The sequence below is a fragment of the Gordonia sp. (in: high G+C Gram-positive bacteria) genome, assembly GCF_047606305.1.
GTDB lineage: Bacteria > Actinomycetota > Actinomycetes > Mycobacteriales > Mycobacteriaceae > Gordonia.
Genome location: NZ_JASGER010000051.1, coordinates 34117 through 60506 on the forward strand (window position 1 = coordinate 34117; position 26390 = coordinate 60506).

Annotated in this window: 29 protein-coding genes; 15 read left to right on the forward strand and 14 right to left on the reverse strand. The window is 69.4% G+C overall.

Translation table 11 applies throughout. From position 1 onward, the window contains the following. Positions 1 to 14 precede the first annotated feature (14 nt). On the forward strand, positions 15 to 1031 hold the full coding sequence (locus QM634_RS07950) for a hypothetical protein (RefSeq protein WP_415042233.1): 1017 nt from the start codon (positions 15 to 17) through the stop codon (positions 1029 to 1031). On the opposite strand, the gene QM634_RS07955 is transcribed toward QM634_RS07950, so the two are convergent. Genes QM634_RS07955 through QM634_RS07970 form a run of 4 tightly spaced genes read right to left on the reverse strand, consistent with a single transcriptional unit; the run spans position 1032 to position 3871 of the window. Next, a complete protein-coding gene (locus tag QM634_RS07955; RefSeq protein ID WP_415042234.1) occupies positions 1032 to 1625 on the reverse strand; it encodes an SHOCT domain-containing protein in 594 nt (197 codons plus the stop codon). Positions 1626 to 1645: 20 nt separating this feature from the next. Continuing rightward, positions 1646 to 2299: a hypothetical protein gene (locus QM634_RS07960; RefSeq protein ID WP_415042235.1), complete on the reverse strand. Its 654-nt coding sequence runs from the start codon at positions 2297 to 2299 to the stop codon at positions 1646 to 1648. Beyond that, positions 2296 to 3432: a M24 family metallopeptidase gene (locus QM634_RS07965; RefSeq protein ID WP_415042236.1), complete on the reverse strand. Its 1137-nt coding sequence runs from the start codon at positions 3430 to 3432 to the stop codon at positions 2296 to 2298. The genes QM634_RS07960 and QM634_RS07965 overlap by 4 nt, the downstream gene beginning before the upstream one ends. Before the next feature lie 10 nt (positions 3433 to 3442). Beyond that, positions 3443 to 3871 (reverse strand): pyridoxamine 5'-phosphate oxidase family protein, encoded by a 429-nt coding sequence (locus QM634_RS07970; RefSeq protein WP_415042237.1) that lies wholly within the window; start codon positions 3869 to 3871, stop codon positions 3443 to 3445. A gap of 28 nt (positions 3872 to 3899) precedes the next feature. Between QM634_RS07970 and QM634_RS07975 the strand changes: the two genes are divergently transcribed. Continuing rightward, on the forward strand, positions 3900 to 4658 hold the full coding sequence (locus QM634_RS07975; RefSeq protein ID WP_415042238.1) for a decaprenylphospho-beta-D-erythro-pentofuranosid-2-ulose 2-reductase: 759 nt from the start codon (positions 3900 to 3902) through the stop codon (positions 4656 to 4658). On the opposite strand, the gene QM634_RS07980 is transcribed toward QM634_RS07975, so the two are convergent. Further along, a complete protein-coding gene (locus QM634_RS07980) occupies positions 4655 to 5482 on the reverse strand; it encodes an alpha/beta fold hydrolase (RefSeq protein ID WP_415042239.1) in 828 nt (275 codons plus the stop codon). The genes QM634_RS07975 and QM634_RS07980 overlap by 4 nt on opposite strands. A gap of 77 nt (positions 5483 to 5559) precedes the next feature. Here QM634_RS07980 and QM634_RS07985 point away from each other — a divergent pair, with 77 nt between their 5' ends. The 4 genes from QM634_RS07985 to QM634_RS08000 are packed head-to-tail and all read left to right on the forward strand — an operon-like array spanning position 5560 to position 10132. Further along, entirely contained in the window at positions 5560 to 6039 is a 480-nt protein-coding gene (locus QM634_RS07985; RefSeq protein ID WP_415042240.1) for an FxsA family protein, read from the forward strand. Positions 6040 to 6070: 31 nt separating this feature from the next. Continuing rightward, positions 6071 to 7717 (forward strand): amidohydrolase, encoded by a 1647-nt coding sequence (locus tag QM634_RS07990; RefSeq protein ID WP_415042241.1) that lies wholly within the window; start codon positions 6071 to 6073, stop codon positions 7715 to 7717. After that, complete coding sequence (gene lnt, locus QM634_RS07995; protein ID WP_415042242.1) at positions 7714 to 9339, forward strand: apolipoprotein N-acyltransferase; 1626 nt, start codon at positions 7714 to 7716, stop codon at positions 9337 to 9339. Before QM634_RS07990 ends, lnt begins: the two co-directional genes overlap by 4 nt. After that, positions 9332 to 10132 (forward strand): polyprenol monophosphomannose synthase, encoded by an 801-nt coding sequence (locus QM634_RS08000; RefSeq protein WP_415042243.1) that lies wholly within the window; start codon positions 9332 to 9334, stop codon positions 10130 to 10132. The genes lnt and QM634_RS08000 overlap by 8 nt, the downstream gene beginning before the upstream one ends. A 41-nt stretch (positions 10133 to 10173) precedes the next feature. Here QM634_RS08000 and QM634_RS08005 read toward each other — a convergent pair whose 3' ends face one another. After that, complete coding sequence (locus QM634_RS08005; protein ID WP_415042244.1) at positions 10174 to 10509, reverse strand: RNA polymerase-binding protein RbpA; 336 nt, start codon at positions 10507 to 10509, stop codon at positions 10174 to 10176. A gap of 118 nt (positions 10510 to 10627) precedes the next feature. Between QM634_RS08005 and QM634_RS08010 the strand changes: the two genes are divergently transcribed. The 3 genes from QM634_RS08010 to QM634_RS08020 are packed head-to-tail and all read left to right on the forward strand — an operon-like array spanning position 10628 to position 13229. After that, the gene (locus tag QM634_RS08010) at positions 10628 to 10972 is read left to right on the forward strand and encodes a hypothetical protein (RefSeq protein ID WP_415042245.1); all 345 of its coding nucleotides are present in this window, start codon (positions 10628 to 10630) and stop codon (positions 10970 to 10972) included. Then, positions 10969 to 11781 carry an adenylate/guanylate cyclase domain-containing protein gene (locus QM634_RS08015; RefSeq protein WP_415042246.1) on the forward strand — a complete coding sequence of 271 codons (813 nt, stop codon included), beginning with the start codon at positions 10969 to 10971 and terminating at the stop codon, positions 11779 to 11781. The genes QM634_RS08010 and QM634_RS08015 overlap by 4 nt, the downstream gene beginning before the upstream one ends. After that, positions 11778 to 13229: a peptide MFS transporter gene (locus QM634_RS08020; RefSeq protein ID WP_415042247.1), complete on the forward strand. Its 1452-nt coding sequence runs from the start codon at positions 11778 to 11780 to the stop codon at positions 13227 to 13229. The genes QM634_RS08015 and QM634_RS08020 overlap by 4 nt, the downstream gene beginning before the upstream one ends. 27 nt (positions 13230 to 13256) lie before the next feature. On the opposite strand, the gene QM634_RS08025 is transcribed toward QM634_RS08020, so the two are convergent. Beyond that, positions 13257 to 14324 carry an esterase/lipase family protein gene (locus QM634_RS08025; protein WP_415042248.1) on the reverse strand — a complete coding sequence of 356 codons (1068 nt, stop codon included), beginning with the start codon at positions 14322 to 14324 and terminating at the stop codon, positions 13257 to 13259. After that, on the reverse strand, positions 14321 to 15478 hold the full coding sequence (locus tag QM634_RS08030) for a lipase family protein (RefSeq protein WP_415042249.1): 1158 nt from the start codon (positions 15476 to 15478) through the stop codon (positions 14321 to 14323). The genes QM634_RS08025 and QM634_RS08030 overlap by 4 nt, the downstream gene beginning before the upstream one ends. A 144-nt stretch (positions 15479 to 15622) precedes the next feature. Between QM634_RS08030 and QM634_RS08035 the strand changes: the two genes are divergently transcribed. Continuing rightward, positions 15623 to 16861, forward strand: coding sequence for a PucR family transcriptional regulator (locus QM634_RS08035; protein ID WP_415042250.1), 1239 nt, complete (start codon positions 15623 to 15625; stop codon positions 16859 to 16861). Position 16862: 1 nt separating this feature from the next. Here QM634_RS08035 and QM634_RS08040 read toward each other — a convergent pair whose 3' ends face one another. Together QM634_RS08040 and QM634_RS08045 are read right to left on the reverse strand one after the other, a co-directional pair. Continuing rightward, positions 16863 to 17510, reverse strand: coding sequence for a hypothetical protein (locus QM634_RS08040; protein ID WP_415042251.1), 648 nt, complete (start codon positions 17508 to 17510; stop codon positions 16863 to 16865). A gap of 60 nt (positions 17511 to 17570) precedes the next feature. Continuing rightward, the gene (locus tag QM634_RS08045; RefSeq protein WP_415042252.1) at positions 17571 to 18284 is read right to left on the reverse strand and encodes a lysostaphin resistance A-like protein; all 714 of its coding nucleotides are present in this window, start codon (positions 18282 to 18284) and stop codon (positions 17571 to 17573) included. Between the two features lie 49 nt (positions 18285 to 18333). Here QM634_RS08045 and QM634_RS08050 point away from each other — a divergent pair, with 49 nt between their 5' ends. Next, positions 18334 to 18612, forward strand: a complete 279-nt coding sequence (locus QM634_RS08050) for a hypothetical protein (RefSeq protein ID WP_415042253.1) — start codon at positions 18334 to 18336, stop codon at positions 18610 to 18612. Positions 18613 to 18630: 18 nt separating this feature from the next. Beyond that, positions 18631 to 20097: a WS/DGAT/MGAT family O-acyltransferase gene (locus QM634_RS08055; protein WP_415042254.1), complete on the forward strand. Its 1467-nt coding sequence runs from the start codon at positions 18631 to 18633 to the stop codon at positions 20095 to 20097. Here the strand turns inward: QM634_RS08055 and QM634_RS08060 are convergent. Continuing rightward, the gene (locus QM634_RS08060; RefSeq protein ID WP_415042255.1) at positions 20094 to 21134 is read right to left on the reverse strand and encodes an LLM class F420-dependent oxidoreductase; all 1041 of its coding nucleotides are present in this window, start codon (positions 21132 to 21134) and stop codon (positions 20094 to 20096) included. The genes QM634_RS08055 and QM634_RS08060 overlap by 4 nt on opposite strands. Before the next feature lie 9 nt (positions 21135 to 21143). Further along, complete coding sequence (locus tag QM634_RS08065; RefSeq protein WP_415042256.1) at positions 21144 to 21779, reverse strand: TetR/AcrR family transcriptional regulator; 636 nt, start codon at positions 21777 to 21779, stop codon at positions 21144 to 21146. A gap of 59 nt (positions 21780 to 21838) precedes the next feature. Between QM634_RS08065 and QM634_RS08070 the strand changes: the two genes are divergently transcribed. The 3 genes from QM634_RS08070 to QM634_RS08080 are packed head-to-tail and all read left to right on the forward strand — an operon-like array spanning position 21839 to position 25053. Beyond that, complete coding sequence (locus QM634_RS08070) at positions 21839 to 22954, forward strand: Rieske 2Fe-2S domain-containing protein (protein WP_415042257.1); 1116 nt, start codon at positions 21839 to 21841, stop codon at positions 22952 to 22954. 9 nt (positions 22955 to 22963) lie between these two features. Beyond that, positions 22964 to 24049, forward strand: a complete 1086-nt coding sequence (locus QM634_RS08075) for a dihydrodipicolinate reductase (protein ID WP_415042258.1) — start codon at positions 22964 to 22966, stop codon at positions 24047 to 24049. After that, complete coding sequence (locus QM634_RS08080; protein WP_415042259.1) at positions 24049 to 25053, forward strand: TIGR03617 family F420-dependent LLM class oxidoreductase; 1005 nt, start codon at positions 24049 to 24051, stop codon at positions 25051 to 25053. Before QM634_RS08075 ends, QM634_RS08080 begins: the two co-directional genes overlap by 1 nt. A 10-nt stretch (positions 25054 to 25063) precedes the next feature. Here QM634_RS08080 and QM634_RS08085 read toward each other — a convergent pair whose 3' ends face one another. Together QM634_RS08085 and QM634_RS08090 are read right to left on the reverse strand one after the other, a co-directional pair. After that, on the reverse strand, positions 25064 to 25552 hold the full coding sequence (locus tag QM634_RS08085; protein ID WP_415042260.1) for a nuclear transport factor 2 family protein: 489 nt from the start codon (positions 25550 to 25552) through the stop codon (positions 25064 to 25066). A 7-nt stretch (positions 25553 to 25559) separates the two neighbouring features. Beyond that, entirely contained in the window at positions 25560 to 26348 is a 789-nt protein-coding gene (locus tag QM634_RS08090; RefSeq protein ID WP_415042261.1) for an SDR family oxidoreductase, read from the reverse strand. Positions 26349 to 26390 lie beyond the last annotated feature (42 nt).

Here is a 26390-nt window from a genome sequence, read left to right on the forward strand (position 1 = left end):
CGTAGGCTGAGCCCATGGCGAAACGACCGGATACGGCAGCACGATTGCTGGACGCCCACGTCGAGTTCGAGGTGGGCAGGCTGCTCGACCCGGCGGCGTTCGAGGCCACCGTCGTCGAGGAGGTCGATCACTTCCTGGCCCTGGCCGATCGTCTGACGCTCGGTGAGGCGATTTCTGCCGAGCCGGTGAAGGCCGTGGCGCAGAAGTACGCGGTCCAGGTTCCCGTCGAAGGGGCCATCCCAGAGCTGGTCGGCGAGATCGCCCGGTCGCTCTACCGCAACAGTGTCAACGACGAATACCGCCTCACCGATGTCATCGACGACCGACAGTTCGACGAATTGGCCACCGCCGTCGGCGAACTCGGCGTGACCAAGCGCGTCCTCAAACGGGTGCTGGAAGGGCCGGCGACCATCGACACCGCCGTCGAGGCGGTGACCCGCGCGGTGGACTCCGTTCTCGAGGAGCCCGACGAGGGGCACGAGGCCGCCGACGTCGTGAGCTGGCTGCGCGACCGCACGGCATGGGGATTGCGCACCGCGGCGCGGCCGGTCCGGCCGGTCATCGACACCGCGGTGGAGAAGGCGACGCGCACGGGTGCGTCGTTCGTGCTGCGGAGCAACGAGGATGACGCCGACGAATTGTTGCTCGAGGCTGCGCGTGAAGCGTGGCGCGACCACCGCGACGAGTCGCTGAGCGCCTACCGCGACGTGGTGACCGAGGACGACGTCGACGACATCGTCGTGCTGATCTTCGAGTTCTGGCGGGAGTTCCGCAACACCGCGTTCCTCCGGGCGCTGATCGACGAGGCCATCGACTACGTCTTCGAGAAGTACGGCGACACCCCGCTGAGCGAATTGCTCGGCGAAGTCGGCGTCTTCCGGTCCGACCTCATCGAAGAAGGCCTGCGCTTCGGCCCGCCCGTGGTGGAGCGGTTGCACGCGGACGGCTTCGTCGAGTCCGTCATCCGGCGCCGGTTGGCAGCCTTCTACGACTCGGAGGAGTTCCGAGCCGCCCTCCGACGGTGGGGATGATCACCCGGCGCGGTGGATCACCGCAGCCTTGGCGCTCTGGAACTCCTCGTCCGTGAGCAGCCCGCGCTGGTGAAGGTCGGCGAGCTTCACCAATTCGTCGGCGATGGTTTGTTCGGTCTGGGGCCCAGGTGGGGGAGTCTTCTTGACCAGGTCCACGCCGGACTGGTGGGCCGATGGCGGCGGCGCGGCGGTGTGGCCGGACGGACCGCCGGCGGGCGGGACCGGCGGGGCCATCCGCACGGACTGCAACAGGTACGGATCGAGGAACGTGCGATCGTCGGACAGCACGATGCCGAAGTCGAGCAGGCCCGCATCGGTGGCGCAGATCAGATAGCTGAAGACCAGCCGCTTGTCATAGCTGTACTCGCGCAACGACCCGTGCCGGAATGAGAGTTCGACCGGGTGCTCGGCGCTCTTGGGCACCCCGAGGATGCGCTGGTCGGTAACGGCCAGGCCGAGGGTCAGCGGCTTCACCGAGGTGACGTCTGCCAGGGCGAGCAACTGCTCGCCGGGTGCGAGCAGCCGGTTCATGATGGCGATGCAGCGGGCAGCCTTCGACTGGCTGAGCATCTTCGACACTGCCGGTTGTGTCATCGGTTCGACTCCCGGACCCGTCAGCCCAGCCGCGTGCGCGCGAACTCGGTGCGCGACAACGTGAATCCGTAGTCCTGCGGGCCGCGGCAGTACAGTGCCTCCGTCGACGAGTAGCAGGTGAACTGCGCCCCCGACACCGTGATCGAGAGGGATTCGCCGTAGCCGAGGACCGGCCCGGGATCGCGCCACACGCCCTGCAGGATCGTCGAGCACGGCGGGCTGGCGTAGTTGAACCAACCGACGATGCGCACCGGTCTCTCGGCGCCCTCGTACAGTCCGCAGCGGGACTCTTCGGGGGAGTCGTCGGGGCCGTCGTGGATCTCACAGATGAATTCCGTGCCGGCGAAGCAGGCGATGTTGCCGCTCGGAACGGAGAAGGCGTAGGTCGCGACGCTGGTCGGCGGCGACAACAGGTATCGCGATGCGTCCACGGCGCCATACGCTCCGGGGCCGTCGGGCGGAAAGGCGCCCGGCGCCGGGGTCGGCACCGTCTGCTGCGCGGTCGTCGTCGGTTGCAGCGTCGTCGTCACCGTGGTGGTGACGCGCGCCTTGGGGTCCGGCTCCGCCTGGCCGAAGGTGATCCGGTCGCACGCGCCCAGGGCCAGGGCGGACAGCGACACCAACGCGGCGACGGCGAGCGACGTGCGGCGCACGAATCGAGCGGGACTGGTCATCGGTCCTCCCCGGAGGCGGTCGGCAGCCTGGTCAATGCATGACTGCGCAGGTTGAGGGGTTCGCATCCGTCGTCGGTCACGACGACGATGTCTTCGATCCGGGCTCCCCAGTCCCCGTCGAAATAGACGCCCGGCTCCACGCTGAACGCCATGCCCGGCGCCAACACCACGTCGTTGCCGGCGACGATGTACGGCTCCTCGTGGACCGAGAGCCCGATTCCGTGGCCGGTGCGGTGGATGAAGTGGTCGGCGAGCCCGGCCGCGGCGAGATGGTCGCGAGCGGCGGCGTCGACGGACTCCGCGGTCACCCCCGGGCGCACCGCCGCGACGGCCGCCGCTTGGGCTTCCTCCAGCACGGCGTAGGCGCGCGCCACGTCGGCCCGCGGCTCGGTGAAGCAGTACGTGCGCGTCGAGTCGGAGTTGTAGCCCGGCTCGACCGGGCCGCCGATGTCGATCACCACGACATCGGACTCGGTGATGACGCGGTCGGAGTGTTCGTGATGCGGGTCGGCGCCGTTCGGCCCGGATCCCACGATGACGAAGGCGGCCTCGGTGTGCCCCTCGGCGACGATGGCCGCGGCGATATCGGCCGCTACTGCGGCCTCGGTGCGTCCCGGGCGCAGCCATTCGCCCATGCGCGCATGCACCCGATCGATCGCGGCGCCGGCACGGCGGAGCGCGGCGATCTCGTCGTCGTCTTTGATCATCCGCAACTCGCGCAGGATGTCGGTGGCCAGGAGCGGTCGGGTTTCGGTCGCCGTCATGAGGGGCACGAGGTGGCCCGCCGGCATCGAATCGGACACCGCGACCTGCGGATTGCCCGGCAGGTGCTGCAGGGCCAATGCGTAGGGATCCTCTCCGTCGACCCACGGGACGGTGGTCAGGCCGAGTTCCGTTGCGGCGGACTCGCCGAAGGAGGCCACCTCCAGGCGCGGCACCACCAGGACCGGCCCGCCGGTGGCCGGGACGACGAGCGCACTGAGGCGCTCGAAGGTCTGCGCGGTCGATCCGATCAGGTAGGTGAGGTCGGGTCCGGGCGTGATGATCAGCGCGTCGACACCCGATGCATCGGCCAATTCCGCCGCGCGGGCGAGGCGGTGCCGATAGACGGCGGTGGGGAAGCGGGAGGCCATATCGGCAACCCTAGTCGGGGCGGGCCACAGGACGGCCGAGCAAACCGCCCGAACCCATCACCCGGTCCACCGGGATCTCGATGACGACGCGTCGAGGGTTGGGCTTCGGTTCCCGGTAGCGCTGTCCGTATCGGTGCTCGGCGTCACGAATCCGCGCCGGGTCGCGCGACACGCGCACCGGTCCTTCCAGGGTCAGCCACCGCGGACCGTCGACGTGGGTGACGGCGGCGCGGGGTCCGCGCTCGGCGTTGCGGACCTTCTGGCTGCCGTCGAAGGTGATCACCCGGACGAGCCTCTCGTCGGGGTCGTAGGTGAAGCCGACGGCCACGACGTGGGGCGACCCGTCGGCCCGCGTCGTCGCGAGGGTGGCGAGGTGTCGCTCGGTCAGAAAGGAGAGTGCTTCGTCGGTCAGGTCCTCGGGTCCGCTCACGGCGTCCACGGTAGTCGCGGATGCGATACTGGCCCCCATGACACCCGAGCCCGGATCGATCCTGCTCTTCGGCGGCCGAAGCGAGATAGGCATGGCCATCGCGACCAGGATGGCCGCCGGTCGACCGGTAGTCCTCGCCGCGCGGCGCTCCACCGACCTCGCCGACCAGGTGTCGGCCCTGACGGCGGCCGGAGCGACGGCGGTTTCGTGTGTCGAGTTCGATGCACAGGACACCGACTCGCATCCCGCGCTCGTCGACGAGCTCACGGCGCGCGGACCGGTGGAAGCGGCGATCGTCGCCTTCGGCATCCTCGGGGACGCCGCCCGTGCGGAGCGGGACGTCGAGCACGCCTTGCACATCGCGAATGTCGACTACCTGGCCCAGATCTCGATCCTCACCCTGCTCGCGAACAAGCTGCGGGAGCAGGGCAGCGGCACGATCGTGGTGTTCTCCTCGATCGCCGGCCAGCGCGTGCGACGCGCCAACTATGTCTACGGTTCGACGAAGGCCGGGCTCGACGGCTTCGCGTCGGGCCTCTCCGACGCCCTGCACGACAGCGGGGTGCGCGTCTTGCTGGTGCGGTCGGGTTTCGTCATCGGCCAGATGACCAAGGAGCTGATGGACAGTGGTGTGAAGCCCGCGCCGATGTCCAAGACCGCCGACCAGGTCGCCGATGCCGTGGTCCGGGCCTACCGCCGCGGCAAGACGGTCGTGTGGGTGCCCTGGGCGATCCGGCCGACGGCCTTCGTCTTTCGCCTGCTGCCGCGCCCGATCTGGCGTCGGATGCCGCGCTAGGAGCCGATCCGATCCAGGATCGCCGTCGCGATCTCGTCCGGGCGCTCCTCGGGCAACCAGTGCGATGCGCCGTTGATCTCGACGAACCTGAACGGACCGTCGACGAACTTCACCGAGTCGGCCGCTTGGGCTCGGCCGAGTGCGGCGTCGTGGTCGCTCCACACCACCGTCGTCGGCGCCGCGATCCGGCCGACGTAGGTCGGTGGCGCAAAGGGGAGGCCGCGGTACCAGGCGAGGCCGCCGGGAAGGGCGCCGTAGTCGACGATGTCGCGGCGGAAGGCATCGACCATCTCGTCGGTCATGCCGAAGCCCTTCATGCCACGCCGAGACTGCTTGGTGTCCGCGGACAGGATGCGCTCGGGCAGTACCGGCGTCTGGAAGGCGAACATGTACCAGGACCGCAGCACCTGCCCCTTGATCGTCGATCGTAGGAACGCCGCCGGGTGGCCGACCGACACCGCAGTCAGTGACGTGACCTTGTCGGGGTGCGCGGCGGCGACCGCCCACGCGACGATGGCGCCCCAATCGTGGCCGACGAGGTGCACGGGTCGACCGATCTCGTCGATGAGCGCAGCGACGTCGTCGGCGAGCCGGGGCACCGTGTACTGCTTGCGTCCCTTCGGGCGTGCACCGGGCGAATACCCGCGCTGATCGGGTGCGATCGTCCGGTAACCCTTGTCGTGAAGGAGGGGTGCGACCTTGTCCCACGCCGTCGCGCGCTGTGGGAAGCCGTGGAGCAGGACCACGGGTTCGCCGTCGGCGGGACCGGAATCGATGACGTCGAAGGTCAGTCCGTCGTTGCTGAACGTGGTGATGGGGGGCACGGTTGTCCAAACTAGTCGTTGTCGGGAGCAAAACGGGCCGCTACGACGTTGATAGGGCAGATGGAAGGAAGTTTCCCATGAGGATTCGTTGGATCCTGCTGCTGTACGCGGTGATCGAGGTCGCCGCGTTCGCCGGACTGATCGCCTGGCTCGGCGTCGGTTGGGCGCTGCTGATCACGCTGGCCACCGCTGTCGGCGGTTACCTGTTCCTGGCGGCGCGGGGACGTCGGGTCGTGTCCGACCTCCGTCGCGCAGCCCGCAACGAGATCCGTCCGACCGAGCCGCTGCCCGACACGGCGCTGCTCGGTCTGTCGTCGGTGTTGGTGATCCTGCCCGGCATCGTGAGCACCGCGCTCGGCGTGATCCTCATGGCCGGTCCCACCCGCCGTGCGGCGCGCCCGCTGGTCACGGCGTTCGGGGCCAAGCGCTTCGCCGGACTCGTCACCGCGCTCAGTGCGCGCACGGTCATCCTCGACGGGGACGTGATCGACGGCGAGGTCGTCGACGTCCCCTCCGAGGTGCCCGGCCGAGCGCACCAACTGCCTCCCGCGCACTGATCCGGGCCGCCGACACGGCAGACTATTCGTCATGTCGACGCAACTGCTCGTGGGCGGCAGTATCCACACGCCGGCCAACCCGGAGGCGACCGCGATGGCCGTCACCGACGGCACGGTGGTCTGGGTCGGCTATGACGAGGTCGGAAAGAGCCTGCACCCCGATGCCGAGATCATCGACCTGGACGGCCGATTCGTCGGGCCCGGGTTCGTCGATTCCCATGTCCACCTGACGGCCACCGGCCTGGCGCGCACCGGCCTGGACCTGTCCGGTGCGGTGAACCGCGACGACGTCCTGGCACGGCTGAGCGCCCACGCCGCCACCCGGCCGGCCGACGAGGCGATCTGGGGTCGTGGCTGGGACGAGTCGACGTGGGTGGCGATGGATGCCGAGGGGCGCCGACCGCCGACCGTCGCGGAGATCGACGCGGCCGTGGGTGGACGTCCGGCCTATCTGGTCCGCGTCGACGAACACTCGGCCCTCGCGTCGAGTGCCCTGCGCGCCGGCGCACCCGACCTGAACGGGATGGCCGGGTTCTCTGCGCACGGCCCGCTCACCGGCCAGGCGCACCACGCGGTTCGTCGGGTCGCGCAGTCGGCGCTGTCCGCAACGCAACGGGCCGACGCACGCCGACTGGCCCTGGACGAGATCGCGGCACTCGGCATCGTCTCGGTCCACGAGAACGGTGGGCCCGACATCGCCGGTGCGGAGGATTTCCGCGAGGTGCTGGCCACCGACACCGGTGTCGAGATCATCGGGCTGTGGGGGGAGACCGCGACGGGTGCCGACCACGCGACCGAGCTGCTGGCGGCCACTGGTGCGGCCGGCCTGGCCGGCGACCTGTTCGTCGACGGTGCGCTCGGGTCGCGCACTGCTTGGCTGACCGAGCCCTATGCCGACGCCCCCGACACCGCCGGCACCTCCTACCTCGACGCCGAGGCGGTCTACACGCACCTGCGTGCGCTCACCGGCCTGCGCCGCCAGGGCGGGTTCCACGTCATCGGTGACGCGGCGATGGGTGCTGTCACCGAAGCGCTCGAGCGGTTGGCGGCAGAGGTCGGCACACCGGCCATCGCGGCCTGCGCCCACCGCGTCGAGCACGCCGAGATGGTGTCCACCGAGCAGATGGCGGTGTTGGGCCGCTGCGGGGTGATCGCCTCGATGCAGCCGGCCTTCGACGCTGCCTGGGGAGGCCCCGATGCGATGTACGCCCAGCGCCTGGGCCCGGCCCGCGCGGCGTCGATGAACGACTTCGCCGCGCTGGCCAAGGCCGGCGTGGCACTGGCCTTCTCGTCGGACTCCCCGGTCACCGCGATCTCGCCGTGGACGACGATCGGCGCGGCGGTGGGCCACCACCGCTCAGAGTCGGCGGTGTCCGCCCGTGCGGCCTTCGGCGCGTGCACCAGAGGTGGCTGGCGCGCCGCCGGTCGCAACGACGGTCTCAGCGGCATTCTGGTGCCCGGCGCACCGGCGAGCTACGCCGTCTTCGACGTCGACGACCTCGTCGTCGCCGGATCCGACGACAAGGTCCAGCGGTGGTCCACCGACCCGCGCTCGCGCGTCCCGGCGCTGCCCGACGTGTCGCCCGGTGCCCCGACGCCGGCATGTGTGCGGACCGTCCACCGAGGATCGGTGCTGTTCGACTCCGGTGACCTGCCCGCCCCTGCGGAGCGCGCATGACGAGGCTGATCCGGCCCGCGGCCGCCATCGGTGCGGGCGTCGCCATGTGGGGCGCGTTCCCGCCCAGCAATCTGTGGTTCCTCGCGGCGGTGTCACTCGGCGTCCTCGCGCTCGTCGTGGGTACCGGCGGGATTCGCACCCGCGACGGTGCGGGTTACGGATTCCTGTTCGGACTCGGCTTCTACGTCCCGTTGCTGCCGTGGATCGGCGAGTACGTCGGCCCGCTGCCGTGGTTGGCGCTGGCGGTCGTGCTCGCCGCCTACACCGCGTTGTTCGGCGCCTTGGCGACGATTGTCATGCGGCTGCCGCTACCGCCGCTGTGGTTCGCCGCCACCTGGACGCTCGTCGAAACCCTGCGGTCGATGTTCCCCTTCGGGGGCTTCCCCTGGGGGCGCACCGCGTTCAGCCAAGTGGACGGACCGCTGCTGCCCCTGGCCTCGGTGGTCGGCGCGACGGGCCTCTCCTTCGGCGTGGCTCTGTTCGGCGCGTCGGTCGCCTGGGTGTTCGTCCTCGGTGTCCGCGCGTGGCACCGGGGCCCCAAACCGGCCACCGAGGAGCCCCACGTGCTGTCGCCGGGGGTGCTGACCGCGGTGGCCGTCGTGCTCCTGGCCCTGGCCGCCCCGCTCGTGGCGATTCTCGTCACGCCGGCCAGCCTCGATCGGGTGCTGTCGCCGTCCACGACGCGGATCGCCGTCGTCCAGGGCAACGTGCCGCGCCTCGGCCTGGAGTTCAACGCGCAGCGGCGGGCCGTCCTGGACTACCACGTGCGGCAGACCGGCGTCTTGGCCGCCGACATCGCCGCCGGCCGCGCGCCGCAGCCGGATTTCGTGGTGTGGCCGGAGAACGCGGCGGACATCTCCCCGCTCGACAACCCGGATGCCGCCCAGGAGATCGAGTCGGCGGCGCGGGCCGTCAAGGCGCCGATCGTGCTCGGCACGATCCTGGAGGACACGCCCGGCGAGCCCACGAACACGGTCCTCGTCTGGGATCCGGCGCGCGGTGTCGTCGACCGATACGACAAGCACATCATCCAGCCGTTCGGTGAGTACCTGCCGTGGCGGGGCTTCTTCCGCCTGTTCTCGTCCTACGCCGACATGGCCGGCAACTTCCACGCCGGCAGCGGACCGTCGGTGGTGCGGGTACCGACCCGCTCGGGCCCGATCGTGGCCGGCGTCGCGACCTGCTGGGAGGTCGCCTTCGACCGCGCGGCGCGCGCCTCGGTGGATCAGGGCGCGCAGCTCCTGATCGTGCCGACCAACAATGCGACCTTCGGCCGCACCGCGATGACCTACCAGCAACTCGCGATGTCCCAGGTGCGCGCCGTCGAACACGGGCGGTCTGTTCTCGTCGCGGCGACCTCGGGGGTCAGCGCCATCGTCGCCCCCGACGGCACGGTCACCTCGCACACGAAGATCTTCGAGCCGGCGACCCTCCTGGACGACGTGCCGCTGCGCACCGACCGGACCGTGGCGACGAGGTTGGGTGGGGCCCCTGCGATCGCACTCTGCGCGTTGGCGGTGGTGGCCCTTTTGGTCGCTTTGGCCACGCATACTAGATTCAGTCGGAACCCGGTGCGCGCCCGTGCGCGCACCGCGGACGTAGCGAAGGAGCTCGATGAGTAGCGGTGCACAGGGCGGATCGGCGAAGCCCGTGATCGGCCCGACGGGGGAGAACGCCCTGGTCGTCATCCCGACGTACAACGAGCGCGAGAACCTGCCGATCATCGTCGACCGGCTGTTGACCGCCCTCGGTGGCGTCCACGTGCTGGTCGTCGACGATTCCAGCCCGGACGGCACCGGCGAGGTGGCCGACAAGCTGGCCACCGGCGACAAGGACAAGCGCATCCACGTCCTGCACCGCACCGAGAAGGACGGCCTCGGCAAGGCGTACCTCGCCGGATTCACCTGGGGACTGGCCCGCGACTACGCGGTGCTGGTCGAGATGGACGCCGACGGCTCGCACGCCCCCGAACAGCTGCACCGGCTCTTCGACGCGGTGAACGACGGCGCCGACCTGGCCATCGGCTCGCGCTACGTGCGCGGCGGGTCGACGGTGAACTGGCCCAAACGGCGCGAGGTGCTCTCCCGCGGCGCCAACACCTACGCGCGGCTCGCGCTCGGCTCGTCGGTGCGCGACATCACCGCGGGCTTTCGCGCCTACCGACGCGCGGTGCTCGAGAGCTTCGACTTCGACTCCGTCGACTCGGCGGGCTACTGCTTCCAGATCGACTTGGCCTGGCGGGCGATCCAAGGCGGGTTCGTCGTGAAGGAAGTGCCGATCACCTTCACCGAACGCGCCATCGGCGAATCCAAGATGGACGGCGGCGTCATCACCGAAGCATTCCTTCAGGTCGCGCGCTGGGGGATCGACAGCCGTCTGGGCCGCAGCCCCAAGAACAGCAAAACGGCCGGCTGACCCCCTTTCGGGGGGCAACCGGCCGGTGTGCGCGGCGCGACTCAGCCGCGTCGGCGCTGCTTCAGGATCTCCAGCCGCTCGTTGAGGAGCACCTCGAGCTCGTCCTCGCTGCGACGCTCCAGGAGCATGTCCCAGTGCGTGCGCGGCGGCTTGGCCTTCTTCTCCTCCGGCGCGGCACCCTCGAGGAGGGTGCCCTCCATGCCGTTCTTGCACGGCCACTTCGAGGGGATCTCGGCGTCGTCGGCGAACGGGACGTCGAAGATCTCGCCGTTGTCGGTCTTGTACTGCACGATTCGGCGCGGGGCCAGATCGTGATCGCGATCAGTCTCGTAGCTGACCGCTCCGAGTCGGCTTCCGCGAAGCACTCGATCTGCCATGTGATTCCTCCCAGGTCTCGGCCTTCCAGTCTACGCGAGTCGGGCGCCAGTCTTCTAACGCCGACACGGGCGGTCGGCAGGCGTCGGCGACGCCGCTGATCGGGTAGCGTTTCCAGACATGACGACCGAGACCGTGAACCGTCGGGAACGACTGGTGTCGTGCGCGTGGTGCGGTCGCGAAATCGTCGATTCGACGCTCGGTCGCCGACGCAAATACTGCCAGCAGTCCTGCCGCCAACGCGCCTACGAACAGCGAACGCTGACGGCGGGCACGAGTATTCCCGACGACGCGGTGATCCTGCGACCCGACGAGGTCCGCGACCTCGCCGACCGACTGTTCGAGCTCCGCTGTGCCGCCGAGGATTTGCGCACCGCGCTGGCCGAGGACGCCGACGCCGCCACCCTCGCCGAGATGGCCGAGTCGGTGGTGGATCTCGCGGTGGCCGCGGAACGCGTGCGATGAGCGCGGCGAAACCGTCCAAGAAGCCGGGATCCAAATCGGAGGCCTCGATGGCCAAGCGGGCCGCCGAGATCCTCGCCCGCACCGATGCGAGTGAGAGCGCCGTCAGTCTGGCGCGTGCCGCCCGCAATCTGATCCCCGAACCGGCATCGGCCGGCGAGGAACGCCCGAGCGACCGGGTCGCCATGCTGATCGAACAGGCCCGGGGGCCACAGCCCAGCGCGGTCCGCGAACTGGGGTTGGCGACGGTCGAGATCTGGCAGTCACTGACGCGGCGTCGCGCGCGATCCGGGGGTGAGAAGGCCTCGGACGCCCCCGTCCCGGCGACGATCATGTTCACCGACCTGGTCAATTTCTCCACGTGGGCGCTGCGCGCCGGCGACGACCAGGTGCTCGAACTCATCCGGGCGGTCGACGGGGCCACCGAGAAGGTCGTGCGGCGGCGCGGGGGACAGGTCGTGAAGAACCTCGGCGACGGCACGATGGCCGTCTTCACCGACGCCGAGCAGGCGATCTTGGCCGCGTTCGAGACGATCACCGCCGTCACCGCCGTCGAGGTGGGCGGCTATCGCGCCCAGCTGCGGGCCGGTTTGCACACCGGGATGCCCCGCGCCGTCGGCGACGACTATCTGGGCGTCGACGTGAACATCGCCGCCCGAGTCGGTGCGGCGGCAGGCGGGGGCGAGGTGTTCATCAGCGACGCGGTGGTGGACGCCGTGCAGCCCGACCGATTCGTCCTGCGCCGCAAGCGGTTCCGGGCGAAGGGTGTGCCCAAGGAGCTCGTGGTCTACTCGGTCGTCCCCAAGCTGTGACGCCGAGCGCCGCGACCGAGGATCGACGGTTCCTCGGCCATCCCTCGGGTCTGGCGGCGCTGTTCACCGTCGAGACGTGGGAGCGCTTCTCCTTCTACGGGATGCAGGCCATCCTGGCGTACTACCTGTACTTCGCGGCGGTCGACGGCGGCCTGGGTCTGCCGCGCAAATCGGCGATGAGCGTCGTCGGCGCCTACGGTGCGCTGGTCTACCTCTCGACGGTCGTCGGCGCCTGGTTGGCCGACCGGGTCCTCGGTGCCGAGCGGACGTTGTTCGGCGGCGCGATGGTGATCATGGCCGGACACCTCTCGCTGGCGCTGGTCCCGGGCGTCTGGGGCGTCGGCGCCGGCCTGGTGCTCGTCGCCTTCGGCAGTGGTGCCCTCAAGACGAGCTCGACGGTGATGGTCGGCGAGCTGTACTCGCCGGAGGACCGTCGCCGCGATGCAGGCTTCTCGCTGTACTACATGGGTGTCAACGTCGGCGGCTTCCTCGGCCCGCTCGTCACCGGCGCGGCGCAGCAGCGCTACGGGTTCCACCTCGGCTTCGGGCTGGCGGCCGTGGGGATGGCCGCGGGCCTGTGCTGCTATGCGGTGCTGCGCCGTCGGCTCGCCGGGATCGGGACGGCGGTGCCCCATCCACTGCCGGCCGGACAGCGGGGCAGATGGGTGGCCGGCGCGGCGGGAGTCGCGTGCGTCGTAGCGCTCGCCGCGTCGACCGGGCTGCTGCGACCGTCGAATCTTGCGTCGGTGACCGCCGTCATCACCGCATTGGTCGCGGCCGGCTATTTCGCGCACATCCTGCGCAGCAGTCAGATCAGCCACGGCGAGAGGCGCCGGGTGTGGGCCTTCCTGCCGCTGTTCGCCGCGTCGGTCGTCTTCTGGTCGCTCTACCAACAGCAGTTCACCACCGTGGCGGCCTACTCCCAGTCCAGGTTGAACCGATCGGTGTTCGGCTGGGAGGTGCCGGCGGCGTGGGTCCAGTCGATCAACCCGGTGTTCATCATCGTGTTCGCCGGCCTCTTCGCGGCGCTGTGGACGGCACTGGGCGATCGACAGCCCTCGGCACCGGTGAAGTTCGCGCTTGGAACCGCGCTGATGGGCGTCGCGTTTCTGTGCTTTCTCCCGATGGCCGGCGGCGGTCCGGGCAGTGCACCGCTGCTCGGCCTCGTCGGGATCCTGCTGCTGTTCAGCTTCGCCGAACTGATGCTCTCACCGGTCGGATTGTCGCTCGCGACTCGCTTGGCGCCACGGGCCTTCCACTCGCAACTGGTGGCGCTGTTCTTCCTGTCGGTGGCCCTCGGCACGGCGCTGTCGGGTGTGCTGGCCGGCTTCTACGACGAGAGCCACGAGAGGCCCTACTTCCTGTCGTTGGGCCTGGCGTCGCTGGTCGCCGGTGGTGCGATCGCGGTCGCGACGCCGTGGATCACGGCGCGGATGCACGGGGACTGAGACTGCATCGCTGCCCGTGGGGTGCGCTCAGAAGCTGAAGAACCACGGGTTGGCGGTACACACGAGCCGCGGGTAGCGCTGCGGGTTGAGGGCGCGCAGCGCGATCGAGATCGCTCGGGGGGAGTAGGCCATCGACAGATGGTCGGAGGTGTCCTGCGGGCACCCGTCCTGCAGGGTGATGTTCTTGACGCCCTTGGCGCGCAGGAAGGTCGAGTCATACGGGGTCACGACCTCGTCGTAGCGGGTGCCGACGACCGTGTACTGCACGCTGGGGTAGGTCGCGATGTAGTGGTTCAGCCTCATGACGAACGGTGATTCGACCATCTGGTCGATGGGGCCCTGTCCGTACAACCAGGAGTAGAAGCCCGTCGTGTCGATTCCTGCCTTGCGCATCTGAGTGCCGATCCAGGCGATCCCGAGCAGCGTCGTCCCGTGGTTGGGGGCTCCGAAGGTGATCAGCCGGTCGATCTTGTTCTTCTCCGGTGCGTGGAGCGAGGCGGCCTTGCCGAACTTCATCCACTGTCGGGCGACCAGGCCGCCCTGCGAGTGGGCGATGATGTCGACCTTCTGCGCCCCGGTGGCCTTGAGGACGCGGTCGATGTACTTGCCGACCTGGGTCGCCGAGCGGCCGATGTCCCCGGTCCCGGTGATCGAGGGCAGCACGACGCCCAGTCCACCGCGGTCCAGGAAGGTCGTCCGCCCGTAGTAGGGCGCGAAGACGCAGTAGCCGGCCTTCTTGAGGGCGGGGGAGAAGCCCGCCCAGGTGTTGTAACCGTTCTCGAAGGTGCCGTGCAGCAACACGACGGGGTTCTGTCCCTCGCGGGGCTTGCAGCGGAAGTCGTTGGCACCGGGCGGCGCGACGTTGGGATTGACCACCGAGTAGCCGTAGGCCGACCAGAAGCCGTCCTGCCGCGGTCCGACGCCGACGGTGTTGGGGATCGGCGGGAAGGGGCGCCCCACGTGGTCCATGCTCCCGGTGCCCCCGCTGGGCGGGGGTGCGGCGGCGGCGGGGGACGCTCCGGAGAACGCGAGGGCCGCCATCGCCGAAAAGGCGGTGACCGCCGCGAGGGGCCGTGTGACCGTCTGATTCTTCACTTCATTCCACCCGTCTCCGCGATCGCTTCGCGGCTTGCAGTGTGTGCGGTGCGGAGTGCATCCAGCCAGCGCAGGGCGCCGGGCGCGGTCGCGAACTCCAGTGGCAGGTGCCATCCGAACGGCACCAACCGGTAGGTCAGCCGGGCACCGGCCCGGCGGTAGCGGCCGACGAGCGCGGTGATGTCGTCGGCGCAGATCACCTCGTCGCGCAGTCCCTGGGTGATCAGCAGGGGCATGGTCGGGGCGGTTCCGCCGGGGCGGACGCCGTCGAGGACCTCGGCCAGGACGGGTTCGGCGAGGAAGGCCTCGAGCCCGTCGGTGAGGTGGTCGCGGACGTCTCGACGCGCCATCCGGGCGAGGGCCACGAGCGTGGTGCGACGGGTCGAGTCGTCGAGCCATTCACCGAACTCGCGGTCCACGTGGCGGTCGAGGATCGGGACCAACTGTGGATACGCACGTCGCAACCCGCCGATGAAGATGGTCGGGAAGCCGGAGAACCATCCGCCGTTGAGGCGGAGGAAGGTGGCGCGCGGATCGCCCACCGGCGCGCCGGCCGCGGCGCCGATCACGGCGAGCTCGGGGGCGTAGGCGTCAGCCACCTCGGCCGCCCACAGGGTGGCCAGACCGCCCCCGGAGTAGCCCCACAGGCCGATCGGCGTGTCGGCGGACAGCGACTCGAAATGGAGAACCGCGCGCGCCGCATCGAGCGAGCGGTAGCCGGGTTCACGGGCGGCGCCGAATTGCCCGCGCATCCCGCCGTGGTCGGGAATCGAGACCGTCCAGCCGCGACGGACGGCCGCAAGGATGAGCGGCAACTCCACCTGGCACAGCGCCCCGGTGGCGCGGGAGCCCCGACGCAAGGCGTAGGACGGCAGACATCTGGTCGACACACCGTCGATGGCCGCCTGATAGGACAACACGCCGGAACCGGCCTCGCGCGGCGCGATCACCGTGGTGACGGCCAGGTCGGGGGCGCCGTCGAGGTCGGTGGTCCGATAGGCGAGCTGTCGCGCCTCCGCGGCGACGGGCAGCCGACCGAAAGCGGCCAGCTCGACTCGTCTCGCCCGAACGACGTCGCCGGGGGCGCATCGGGCGAGGTCGGCGGGGCGCGCGTAGAACGGGTCGTCCTCGGGCAGGAGGATCGGGCTGGGCATGGGTCAACGCTAACGGCGGTGTGTTGCGGCGGTCACTGCACGCTCGGCAGAGAAATCGCGCCCCGACTTGTCTCTGGGAACAAACCGGTGTTGGGGAAGACGCGATATTTCTCGATTCGTCTAGGCGTGCGCCACAATGGGCCGATGGGAGAAGGACGTGCGAGCCTGGTGCAGCGCCTGCGGGTCCGCTGGCCGGAGATCGCCGAGCAGATGCTCGCCGACGGCCTCGCGTCGACCGCGCCCGCCGGGTTGCCGGCTGAGCATTTCACCGCCGAGGTGTTGCCGGCGATGCAGCTGTCCGGGCATGCGGTGCTGGAGGCCATCGCGGCGGATCGGGAGCTGACCTACGACGAGGTGCACGCCTTCGTCGGACCGGTCGCCGAACACCACGCCGAGGACCGACTGCCGCTGCAGGTGCTGCTGGCCGGCGTCCACGGGTCGGCGCAGGCTCTGTTGGCGACCGCGGCCGAGACGGCCGAACCCGACGAGACCGATCAGCTCATCGTCGTCGGCACGCGGTTGCTGAGCGTGCTGGGCCACATCAACCTCTCGGTGGTGTCCACCTACACCGCCGTCGAAGAGTCGATCTTCCACTCCGAGCGCGAGGCACGCCGGGAACTGTGCGCCGCCCTGGTGCACGGTCGGCCGTACGCCGCGCTGGCGGCACGGGCCGATACCACGGTGGCCGACGCCTATCTCGTCGTCACGGTGCGCCTGTTCAGCCCGCCGGAGGAGTCGACGGCCCAGACACTGATGGCCCGACGGCGGATGCGCGTGATCCAACGCGCCCTCGACGAGCTCACCTCCACGACGACCCCGTTGCTCTTCGACGGCGTGAACGGGGTGGCACTGCTCGCCGATCCGGGGAGCGGCGAGGCGACCGCCGTCCATCGGCGACTGGACGGAGTGGCGCGCGATCTGACCGAGAGCCTGGGGGTACCGGTGTATCTCGGCTCGATCGGCACCGTCGCGCCGGTGGGGGTGCCGACCGCGGCCGGTGACGCGGCCGACCTCACCGTGCTCGCCCGTGCGCTCAAGCGCCCGCCGGGCGCCTACCGCCTCGATGATCTGTTGGTCGAATACCAGGTCACCCGGCCGAGTTCAGCCCGTGACCGACTCGCCGACCGGGTGGCGCCGTTGAACGACCAGCCGCATCTGCTCGAGGCCCTCGAGGCGCATCTGCGCCACGGGGCGAACCGGAAAGCCGCCGCCGACGAGGTGCACGTGCATCCGAACACGCTCAGCTATCGGCTGCGGCGGGTGCACGAGCTGACCGGCCACGACCCGTCGGACCCCCATGAGTCACGGGTGCTCGCGGCGGCACTCACCGTCGCGCGCGTGCCCGACGAACGCTCACCGATGCCGGACGCGACGGCGCTCTGACCTAGTCGTCGGAGGACGCGGACTTCGCCTTCTGCGCCTCGAGCTTCCGACCCCGGATCTTGTACTTGATGATGAAGAACACGATCACCAGGGCGATCACGCCGCCGATGATGGCGCCGATCAGGGTGCCGCTCTGGAAGCCGGTGACGCCGGTCAGGGTGACCTTGGCCTCGGCCTGCGGCGAACCGATCTCGGTGGGGTGGCTGCTGTTGATGGCGAGGGTCAGCAGGTTGGGCAGCGCGGTGATGATCCCGGCCAGCAGGAACAGCACGCCGAAGAAGTGCTTGAGTCGGTCCCACGAGGCGACGGCCATCGCCAGGCAGACGACCGGTACCAGGGTGAAGACGATGCCGAAGCCGATGCCGTAGGAGGTGCCGCGCACGACGCCCGGCTTCTCGTCGGGCTTCTTCTGGACGATGTCCTGGACGAAGTCGGCCCACTCGCGCGGGACCACCGAGCGCAGGAAGAAGAACAGGACGATCAGGACCGCGACGCCGATCAGCGCGAGGAGCGCCCGCTTGAGGGCGCTGCTCACGGCGTGGCCGAAGCTCGTGCCCTCGTGCTTGGGTGCGTGCTGGTGCTCCTCGCCGGGCGCGGGGACCGCGGGGTCGGCGGTGGCGGGGACGTTGGTCGTCTCGTCGTGGCTCATGCCGATAACTTTGACACACCTTCCTACGGAAAGTGAATCAATCCCGTGCAGGTCGGCGGGTCAGAGCCGCCAGGCCAGGGCGGCCCCGAGCGCCCCGGTCGCGTTGAGGGCCCAATGCAGGGCGATCGACGGCAGGAGACTGTCGGTCTTGTACCGCAACCAGCCGAACACCAGACCCGCGGCGGTCGTGGCGACCACGGCCAGGAGCACGCCGAGGATCTGCCCCGCGTCACCACTGCCGACGACGTCGCGCAGGCCCTTGTTGTCCCCGGCGAGGTTCATCGACGAGGTGATGTGCCAGAGGCCGAAGAGCACCGCGCCGACGCCGAGTGCGACCGGCACCGACCAGGTGCGCATGAGCGCTCCCTGGAGCACGCCGCGGAACAACAGCTCCTCGGGCAACACCGTCTGCAGCGGGATGACCACGAACGCGGCGAGCAGCGCGGTGCGCGGTGAGCGGAACCGCTCGTCGAGGAAGAATTCGCGCAGCGGGGGAATGGCCACCGCGACGAGGATGATCACCACCACCGCCGCGGCGACGACGGCGGCCCACGGCAGCCCGGCGCGCAGTTGGGCGGGCGTGACGCCCAGATCCCGCCAGCGCAGACCGCTGACCAGCGCCGCAGCGCCGAGCAGCAGGGCGGTCGTCGGGATCACCAGGAAGATCGCCCGGCCGTGCGCGTAGTGGGCGATGAGGTTGGCACTCGCGATGACGAAGATGATCGTCGCGATCAACGCCGGGTGGAGGCGGTCGATCGCCGTGAGTTGGGACATCCCGCGATCGTATCCGGCGGTGCCCGCGGGTGGCAGACTCGACGGTGTCATGGCGGCTTTCGACGACGACGAGCTGGAGCGGTACTACCGGCGTATCGAGGCCCGGACCGAGGCGGGTCCCGGGCCGGCGAAACAGCGCCGCGACCCGGTGGCCGACGACGGTGACGTCCTCGATTGCCCGACCCCCGGCAAGACCGGGCACCCCGGCGAGGACGCCGCGTGGCTGGCCGTCGCGGTCATCCGCGCGGGGCGGCTGCACACTCCCGATCTCGACGTCTACCGGTGCCGCTGCGGGCTCTGGCATATCACCAGTGGCGACCGCGGCTGAGGATTAGGCTCTGGCGGCATGGAACGTCTGAGCGGGTTGGACGCCAGCTTTCTGTACCTGGAGACCCCGGAACAGATGATGCACGTCTGTGCGATCTTCGTGCTCGATCCCACGACCATTCCCGGCGGGTACACGTTCCCCAAGTTCCGCGACGCGCTCGATCTGGCCATCGCCGACATCCCACAATTCACCCAGAAGGTCCGGAAGGTCCCGTTCGACCTGGCGCACCCGGTCTGGGTGCACGACACGCATTTCGACATCAACCGGCACGTGCACCGAGTGGCGCTGCCCGGCGACGGCGGCTACGACGAGATGGTCGAGTTGTGCAACCACCTGGCGGCACTGCCGGTGAACCGCCATCACCCGCTGTGGGAGATGTGGGTGATCGAGGGCTACAAGGACGCCGGGCGCGGGCCCGAAGGCGGGAAGACCGCCACCGGAGACACCGCACAGGACAAGCTCGTCGTCTTCGTCAAGATGCACCACGCCACCGTCGACGGCGCGTCGGGGGCGAGCATCGTCTCGCATTTGTGTGCCCTTGAGCCCGACGCCCAGCCCGTCGCGGCGATGACCGGTGCCGTGGCCGGGCCGCGCGACGTGCGCGAGCCGGGCACCCTGGAAATCCTCGGTCGCGGAGTGGTGGCGGGAATCCTGCACCCGCTGACACTGCCGCGGATCGTCCAGCCGTCGGTGGACGTCGTCGTCAAGACGGTCGGGCGGATCCGCAGCGGTACCGCGATGGCACCGCCGTTCCGGGCGCCGCGCACCCCCTTCAACAACAACATCACCGGCGGGCGCGCCATCGGCTTGGCGGACATGCTGCTCGACGACTTCAAGGAGATCCGCCGGGTGAGCGGTGCGACGGTCAACGACGTCGTGCTCACCGTGGCCGGCGGTGCCCTGCGGTCCTATTTGAGTGATCGGGACGAGCTTCCGGACTCACCGCTGCTGGCGACGGTTCCGGTATCGGTGCGCGAGGAGACCCAGCGCATTGACGGCATGAACAAGGTGTCGGCTATGTTCGCCCGGCTGGGCACCGACATCGACGACCCCTGGGAGCGGTTGGGGGCGATGGAGGAGGCCAACCGCAACGCCAAGGAGCATCAGAAGGCCATACCGGCCGATGCCCTGCAGGACTGGGCGGAATTCGCCCCGCCGCGGACCTTCGGCCTGGCGATGCGGACCTACGCGGCGCTGCGCGTGTCCGAGCGCGGCCCGGTGGTCCACAACCTGGTGATCTCGAACGTGCCGGGACCGCCCATGCCGCTCTACTTCATGGGTGCGAAGATCGACGCGCTGTACCCGCTCGGCCCGATCTTCCACGGCGCCGGGCTCAACATCACCGTGCTGTCCAACAACGGGGTGGTCCACGTCGGCGTCATCGCCTGCCCCGAGGCCGTCCCGGATCCCGAACGGCTCGTCGAGTACTTCCCGTTCGAACTCGCCCGGCTCAAGTCGGCCGCCGAGCGGGCCGGCTCTGCCTAGGCGTTCAGCACGACGTCGGCGAGCTGGTCGATGTGCTCGACGGTCTTGGCTGTGACCAACATCGTCGTCACCCCGGCGGCCTCCCATTCGCGCACCTTGGCGCGGACGTAGTCGACGTCGCCGACGATCGCCGAGTCGTCGACCACGGCGTCGGGGATGATCGCGGCGGCCTCGTCCTTGCGGTCGCTGCGGAACAGCTTGGTGACCTCGTCGACGACGTCGGAGTACCCCATCCGGCGGTATACCTCGGCGTGGAAGTTGGTGTCCTCGCTGCCCATCCCGCCCATGTAGAGCGCGAGGAAGGGCTTGATGCCGGCCATCGCGGCGTCGCGGTCGTCGGTGATGACGATCTGGGCGGTGGCACAGATCTCGAAGTCCTCGCGGGTGCGCCGGGCGCCGGGGCGCGCGAAGCCCTCGTCGAGCCACTCGTTGTACATGTCGGCCAGGCGGGGCGTGTAGAAGATCGGCAACCAGCCGTCGGCGATCTCCGCGGTGAGTGCGATGTTCTTCGGTCCCTCGGCCCCGAGGAAGATCGGGATGTCCTCCCGGAGGGGGTGCACGATCGGCTTGAGCGGCTTGCCCAGCCCGGTGGTGCCCTCGCCGGTCAGCGGCAGCGGGTAGTGCGGACCGTCATTGGTGACCGGTGCCTCGCGGGCCCACACCTGGCGCATGATGTCGACGTATTCGCGGGTCCGGGCGAGCGGCTTGGGGAAGCGCTGTCCATACCAGCCCTCCACGACCTGCGGTCCGGACACGCCGAGGCCGACGATGTGCCGTCCGCCGGACAGGTGGTCGAGGGTCAACGCCGCCATGGCGCAGGCGGTGGGGGTGCGTGCCGAGAGCTGCAGCACCGAGGTGCCCAGACGCACCCGTTCGGTCTCCTTGCCCCACCAGGCGAGCGGTGTGTAGGCGTCCGATCCCCAGGCCTCCGCGGTGAAGATCGCGTCGAAGCCGGCGGCCTCGGCCGCCCGCGCGAGTTCGCCGTGGTTGGTTTCGGGGCCCTTGCCCCAGTACCCGAGTTGCAGACCAAGTTTCATAAGGGCAACCTACCGCGCCCGTGCCGGGTCGAGGCTCAGCAGGGCGACGATCGCGTCGATCAGCCCCTGTCGTGCGTCGTCCAGATTGCCGTAGGTGCCCAGCATCCGCTCGGAGGTGAGGCCGCGCATGGCCGCCGGGATCAGTGCCGCCATCTGACGGATACGGGCCGGGTCGACGCCGAGGTCGGCGAAGGCACGTTCGCACGCCGCATCCCACCCGGGCTTCCACGACGCGAATTCGGCCGCGGTGAGCGGGTATTCGCGCTCCAACTCGTCGACATCGCGGGGGAGTGCGGCGCGCAGCGTCTCGATGGCCAGTGACTCCGGCGTCCGCAGACCGATCAGCATGTTGTCGACAAGGCCGACCACACGATCACGGAGGGTCTCACCGGGGCGGGCGGCGGCGGGCAAATCGCCGCGCAGTTCGGCGGTGTGGCGCAGTACCGCCGCCCACAGGCCGTCGATATCGCCGAATTGGTACTTGATGGCGCCCCACGTGACACCGATGTCCCGTGCGATGCGGTTTCCGGAGACGGCCGTCGGGTCTCCCGTCGCGAGGGAGGTGATGGCGGCGGCGATCATGTTCTCGCGGGTGGCGATCCCACGCTTGTTGGCGCGCCGCCTCGGTGCCGTCGTCTCGGTCATGCAGACATCGTAAGGAGGAAACCACCCATTTTCATAGAGGGTTCTTGTATTCTTCGGGAATGGCCCGCACTCCCTTGTCGATGGAACCGACCGGTTGGTTCCAGGTGGCCTGGTCACCGGAGATCACGGTCGGTCAGGTGCACACGATGAAGTACTTCAACCGTGAGATGGTCGCCTGGCGTTCGGCATCGGGCAAGGTGTCCGTCTTCGACGCCTACTGCGAGCACCTCGGTGCGCACCTGGGACACGGCGGGCACGTCGAGGGGGAGAACCTGGTCTGCCCGTTCCACGGGTGGGAGTGGAACGCCCAGGGGCGCAACGTCTGCATCCCCTATGAGAAGCATCCGAACAAGGGGCGCCGCATCCGCAGCTATCCGACACTCGAGCGGAACGAGGGGGTCTGGATCTGGTTCGACGCCGATGGCCGGGAACCGTATTTCGACGTGCCGGACGTGTTCGCCGACTTCGGCGACGACAAGACCGCCGCCGACTACTACCCGCCCATCCCCGCTGCCACTCTCTTCCGGCCCGGGTTGGAGATCCACCCGCAGTACATCATGGAGAACGGCGTCGATTTCGCCCACTTCAAGTTCGTGCACGGCACGCCCTTCATGCCGGAGTTCACCCGCCACGACTTCGCTGGGCCGGTGTCCTACGTGGACTTCACGATCGCCTTCGAAGAGGGGGCGACACTCGACGCCGCGACCAGCGGCGTGGAGTCGATCAACGCCGGACTGGGCTGTTCGGTGACCAAGAGCTGGGGCATGCTCGACAACCGCACCATGCCCGCGGTGACGCCGGTCGACGACCACACCTCCGATGTGCGGTTCACGGTGTGGATCGGGCGCAAGGAGGGCGAGGACGGGCCGGAGTTCGACGGTGTGATGACCGACTACGGCGAGACGATGGCCGGCTTCGTGATCGAACAGTTCGCCAACGACATCGAGATCTGGGCGCATCAGCGCTACTCCGACCCGCCTGCGCTGTCGAAGAAGGAGTTCAAGGGCTTCAAGGCGCTGCGCGAATGGGCCGTCCAGTTCTATCCCGACGGCGGTCCGACCGGCGTCGACCCCGACCACCCCGGCAGCGGCGCGATCCTGCCCGCCACCGAGGACGGCGAATACGTGCGCATCAAACGATCCGAGCTCGAGCGACTCCGCGCCGCGGCGCGCTGAAAGGACACCATGACCACCACAGACAAGGTCCGCCTCTTCCAGGTGGCGACCGGCAACCTCGGCTCCGAGATGATCGGCCGCATCCAGGCGCATCCGGACGTCGAGCTCGTCGGGCTGCACTGCTACAGCCCCGACAAGGTCGGCCGCGACGCCGGCGAGATCGTCGGCCTGGATCCGATCGGGGTGACGGCGACCGGCACCGTCGAGGAGATCATCGCCGCCAAGCCCGACGTGCTCACCTTCCACGGCGTCTTCCCCGACGAGGACCTGTACGTGAAGGTGCTCGAGGCGGGGATCAACATCGTGACCACCGCGGACTGGATCACCGGCTTCCACCGCGACGCCAACCACCCGCACCCGTCCGGGCGCAAGGTCAGCGAGGTCATTGCCGACGCGTGCAAGCGGGGCGGGGCGACGTTCTACGGCACGGGCATGAACCCGGGCCTGAACCAGATCCTGGGTATCGCCAACTCGGCCGATGTCGCCGACATCGAGAACATCACCGTCACCGAGTCGGTCGACGTGTCCTGCCACCATTCCGTCGACACCTGGAAGGCGGTCGGCTACGGGCGGCCCGTCGACGACCCGACGATCCCCGAATCGCTGCACAAGTACACGGCGGTCTTCGCCGACTCGGTGTACCTGATGGCCGACGCGTTTGACCTCGAGCTCGACGAGGTGACGTTCTCCTACGAACTCGGCGCCTGCACCAAGGACGTCGACCTCGGCTGGTATTTCCTGCCCAAGGGCTCGCTCGGCGCCAACTACATCAAGTACCAGGGCATGGTCGACGGGGTGCCGCGCGTCGAGTCCCACCTCGAGTGGCAGATGACTCCGCACACCGATCCCGCGTGGAACATCAGGGGCTGCTACATCACGCAGATCACCGCGGATCCGATGATCTACAACAAGCACATGGTTTTCCCCGCCAAGGGCGTCGACCTGTCGAAGCCGGAGAACTTCGCCTCCATCGGCATGACCGTCACCGGGATGCCCGCGTTGAACGCGCTCAAGGCCGTCGTCGCGGCGCCGCCGGGAATCATCACCAGCAACGACCTGCCGCTGCGGGCCTTCGCGGGGCGGTTCAAGGTCTAGTGCGCGTCCACCTGCAACTCGACGGATCGCCGCCCGCGGCCGGCCCCCACGCCCGCGAGTTGGCGGCACTGGGGGCGGATGGAACCTTCACCTTCGAGGGACCCCACGACGTCTTCCTGCCGTTGGTCGCGGCGGCGGAGACGTCCCTGGAACTGATGACGAACGTGGCCATCGCCGGCCCGCGCAGCCCGGTCCACCTGGCACACGCCGCCTACGACCTGCAGGCGTATTCGCAGGGCCGCTTCCGCCTGGGCCTCGGCTCGCAGATCCGACCGCACATTGAAAAGCGGTACGGGGCGACCTGGCACCCGCCGGCCCGGTTCGTCGGGGAGACCGTCCGCGCGGTCAAGGCCGTGCTGGCCGCGTGGCAGGGGACCGAGCGGCTGCGGTTCGAGGGGGAGTTCCACACCCACACGCTGATGCCGCCCAACTTCAACCCGGGGCCCAACCCGTTCGGGCCACCGCCGGTGCTGATGGGGGCCCTCGGCCCGCTCATGACGCGAACGGCCGCCGAGGTCGCCGACGGACTGCTGGTGATGCCGTTCAACAGCGCGCGGCACTTCGCCGACCGGACCGTCCCGGCCATCGAGGAGGGGTTGCGCAGGTCCCATCGCTCCCGAGGCGACCTCACCGTGATCCCGCAGGCGATGGTCGCCGTCGGGCGCACCGACGCCGAGTTGCGCGCCGCCGTCGACGGCGTGGCGTTTCTGATCGCGTTCTACGGCTCGACGCCGGCGTATCGTCCGGTGCTCGACGCCGAGGGCTGGGGGGATCTGCACCCGGAGCTGAACCGGATGTCGAAGGTGGGTGACTACCCGGGAATGCGCGCGCTCATCACCGACGAGGTCGTCGAGCGGATCGGCGTGGTCGGCAACCCCGCCGAGTGCGCGGCGACGATCGCCGAGCGGTTCGGCGAGTTCGCCGATGAGGCGTGCTGCTACTTCCCCGCCTATGAGCCGGCACCGGAGGCCGTCGCGCAGCTCGTCACGGAGCTGCACCGATAGGTCAGATAGGTCAGTGGCCGGTCGGTGCCCAGCGGTTGGCGATCAGTTGCATGCCGCTGCTGCCCATCGGGGCGACCGCCTCGTAGACCCGGTAATACTCGGTGTGGCTGATGTGCCACCGACCGTCGAGCTTCGTGTACCGGTCCGAGTAGTACGAGGTGCCGGTGATCACCGTGTCGAAGTCGGGGGCGATCACGATGTCCGACATCGACCAGCTGCCCGTCGCGGCATCACCGTCGACGCTGATCTCCGGGTTGCCGAAGGTGTGGGTGGAGACGATGCTGCCGGTCAGCGAGTTCCGCATGTAGTCGACGATCGCGTCGCGCCCGTCGAAGTGCAGCGGCTCGCCCTGGCTGACCGTGCCGTAGCGCGCCGTGGCGTCGGGCGCCAACGTCGCGCCGAAATCGTCCCACAGCCGGTTGTCCAAGCATCGTCCGTAGCGGTACTTCAGCGTGGTGATCTCGTGGATGTCGGCCAGTGCGCCGGCGTCGAGCGTCATGTGTTCCTCACAGGTCGGGGAGGGGGAGTTCGAAGTTGGGCGCGAGGAGTCCGCCGTCGACCTCCAGCACCTTTCCGGTCAGGTAGGCGCCGGCATCGGAGGCCAGGAAGAGGGCGGCGGCCGCCACTTCCTCGGGCTTGCCGAGACGCTGCAACGGGGTTTGGTCCTCGATGGCGCCGCGCATCGTGTCGTCGGCCGCGACGACCTCCAGTGCCGACGTGAGGATCGACCCGGGGGCGATCGCGTTGACGCGGATGCGCGGATTCAGATCGAGGGCCGCCAGGCGTGTGTAGTGGGCCAGCGCCGCCTTGGCGGTGCCGTACATGCCGAATCCTCGGCCGGGCAGACGTCCGACGGCGGAGGTGATGTTGATGATCGAGCCGCCGTCGTCGTTCTTGAGGATCTCCGGCACTGCGGCGACGAGGATCTCGTGCGCGACGGTCACGTTGAAGTTGAAGGCCCGGTCGAGGTCCTTGCCGCGCGTGTCCATGAGCGGTTTGGGGAAGGCGCCGCCCACATTGTTGACGAGGATGTCCAGGCGACCCAGCTCGCCCATCGCGGCGTCGACGAGCAGATTGGGCTCGGCCTTGGACAGGTCGGCGGGCACGACCACGGCGCGCCGCCCGGCCTTGCGGATGGCGTCGGCGACCGACTCCAAGTCGTCGGCGGTCCGTGCGGAGATGACGACGTCGGCGCCGGCCTCGGCGAATCCGATTGCAGTGGCCGCGCCGAGGCCGCGCCCGGCTCCGGTCACGATGGCTGTCTTTCCGTCGAGGCGGAACAGATCGAGGATCATGGACTCCAGTAAACAAGACAGGTGTCCAGTGAGGGTGGGTTC

Coding starts and splice junctions, on each gene's coding strand:
- QM634_RS07960 (WP_415042235.1), bottom strand. CDS start 2,299: ATGACCAGTCCCGCTCGATTCGTGCGCCGCACGTCGCTCGCCGTCGCC.
- QM634_RS07955 (WP_415042234.1), bottom strand. CDS start 1,625: ATGACACAACCGGCAGTGTCGAAGATGCTCAGCCAGTCGAAGGCTGCC.
- QM634_RS07950 (WP_415042233.1), top strand. CDS start 15: ATGGCGAAACGACCGGATACGGCAGCACGATTGCTGGACGCCCACGTC.
- QM634_RS07965 (WP_415042236.1), bottom strand. CDS start 3,432: ATGGCCTCCCGCTTCCCCACCGCCGTCTATCGGCACCGCCTCGCCCGC.
- QM634_RS08050 (WP_415042253.1), top strand. CDS start 18,334: ATGGCGGCTTTCGACGACGACGAGCTGGAGCGGTACTACCGGCGTATC.
- QM634_RS08085 (WP_415042260.1), bottom strand. CDS start 25,552: ATGACGCTCGACGCCGGCGCACTGGCCGACATCCACGAGATCACCACG.
- QM634_RS08055 (WP_415042254.1), top strand. CDS start 18,631: ATGGAACGTCTGAGCGGGTTGGACGCCAGCTTTCTGTACCTGGAGACC.
- QM634_RS08090 (WP_415042261.1), bottom strand. CDS start 26,348: ATGATCCTCGATCTGTTCCGCCTCGACGGAAAGACAGCCATCGTGACC.
- QM634_RS08065 (WP_415042256.1), bottom strand. CDS start 21,779: ATGACCGAGACGACGGCACCGAGGCGGCGCGCCAACAAGCGTGGGATC.
- QM634_RS08005 (WP_415042244.1), bottom strand. CDS start 10,509: ATGGCAGATCGAGTGCTTCGCGGAAGCCGACTCGGAGCGGTCAGCTAC.
- QM634_RS08075 (WP_415042258.1), top strand. CDS start 22,964: ATGACCACCACAGACAAGGTCCGCCTCTTCCAGGTGGCGACCGGCAAC.
- QM634_RS08045 (WP_415042252.1), bottom strand. CDS start 18,284: ATGTCCCAACTCACGGCGATCGACCGCCTCCACCCGGCGTTGATCGCG.
- QM634_RS07985 (WP_415042240.1), top strand. CDS start 5,560: ATGAGGATTCGTTGGATCCTGCTGCTGTACGCGGTGATCGAGGTCGCC.
- QM634_RS07975 (WP_415042238.1), top strand. CDS start 3,900: ATGACACCCGAGCCCGGATCGATCCTGCTCTTCGGCGGCCGAAGCGAG.
- QM634_RS08035 (WP_415042250.1), top strand. CDS start 15,623: ATGGGAGAAGGACGTGCGAGCCTGGTGCAGCGCCTGCGGGTCCGCTGG.
- QM634_RS08060 (WP_415042255.1), bottom strand. CDS start 21,134: ATGAAACTTGGTCTGCAACTCGGGTACTGGGGCAAGGGCCCCGAAACC.
- QM634_RS08000 (WP_415042243.1), top strand. CDS start 9,332: ATGAGTAGCGGTGCACAGGGCGGATCGGCGAAGCCCGTGATCGGCCCG.
- QM634_RS08010 (WP_415042245.1), top strand. CDS start 10,628: ATGACGACCGAGACCGTGAACCGTCGGGAACGACTGGTGTCGTGCGCG.
- QM634_RS08070 (WP_415042257.1), top strand. CDS start 21,839: ATGGCCCGCACTCCCTTGTCGATGGAACCGACCGGTTGGTTCCAGGTG.
- QM634_RS07990 (WP_415042241.1), top strand. CDS start 6,071: ATGTCGACGCAACTGCTCGTGGGCGGCAGTATCCACACGCCGGCCAAC.
- lnt (WP_415042242.1), top strand. CDS start 7,714: ATGACGAGGCTGATCCGGCCCGCGGCCGCCATCGGTGCGGGCGTCGCC.
- QM634_RS08015 (WP_415042246.1), top strand. CDS start 10,969: ATGAGCGCGGCGAAACCGTCCAAGAAGCCGGGATCCAAATCGGAGGCC.
- QM634_RS08030 (WP_415042249.1), bottom strand. CDS start 15,478: ATGCCCAGCCCGATCCTCCTGCCCGAGGACGACCCGTTCTACGCGCGC.
- QM634_RS08040 (WP_415042251.1), bottom strand. CDS start 17,510: ATGAGCCACGACGAGACGACCAACGTCCCCGCCACCGCCGACCCCGCG.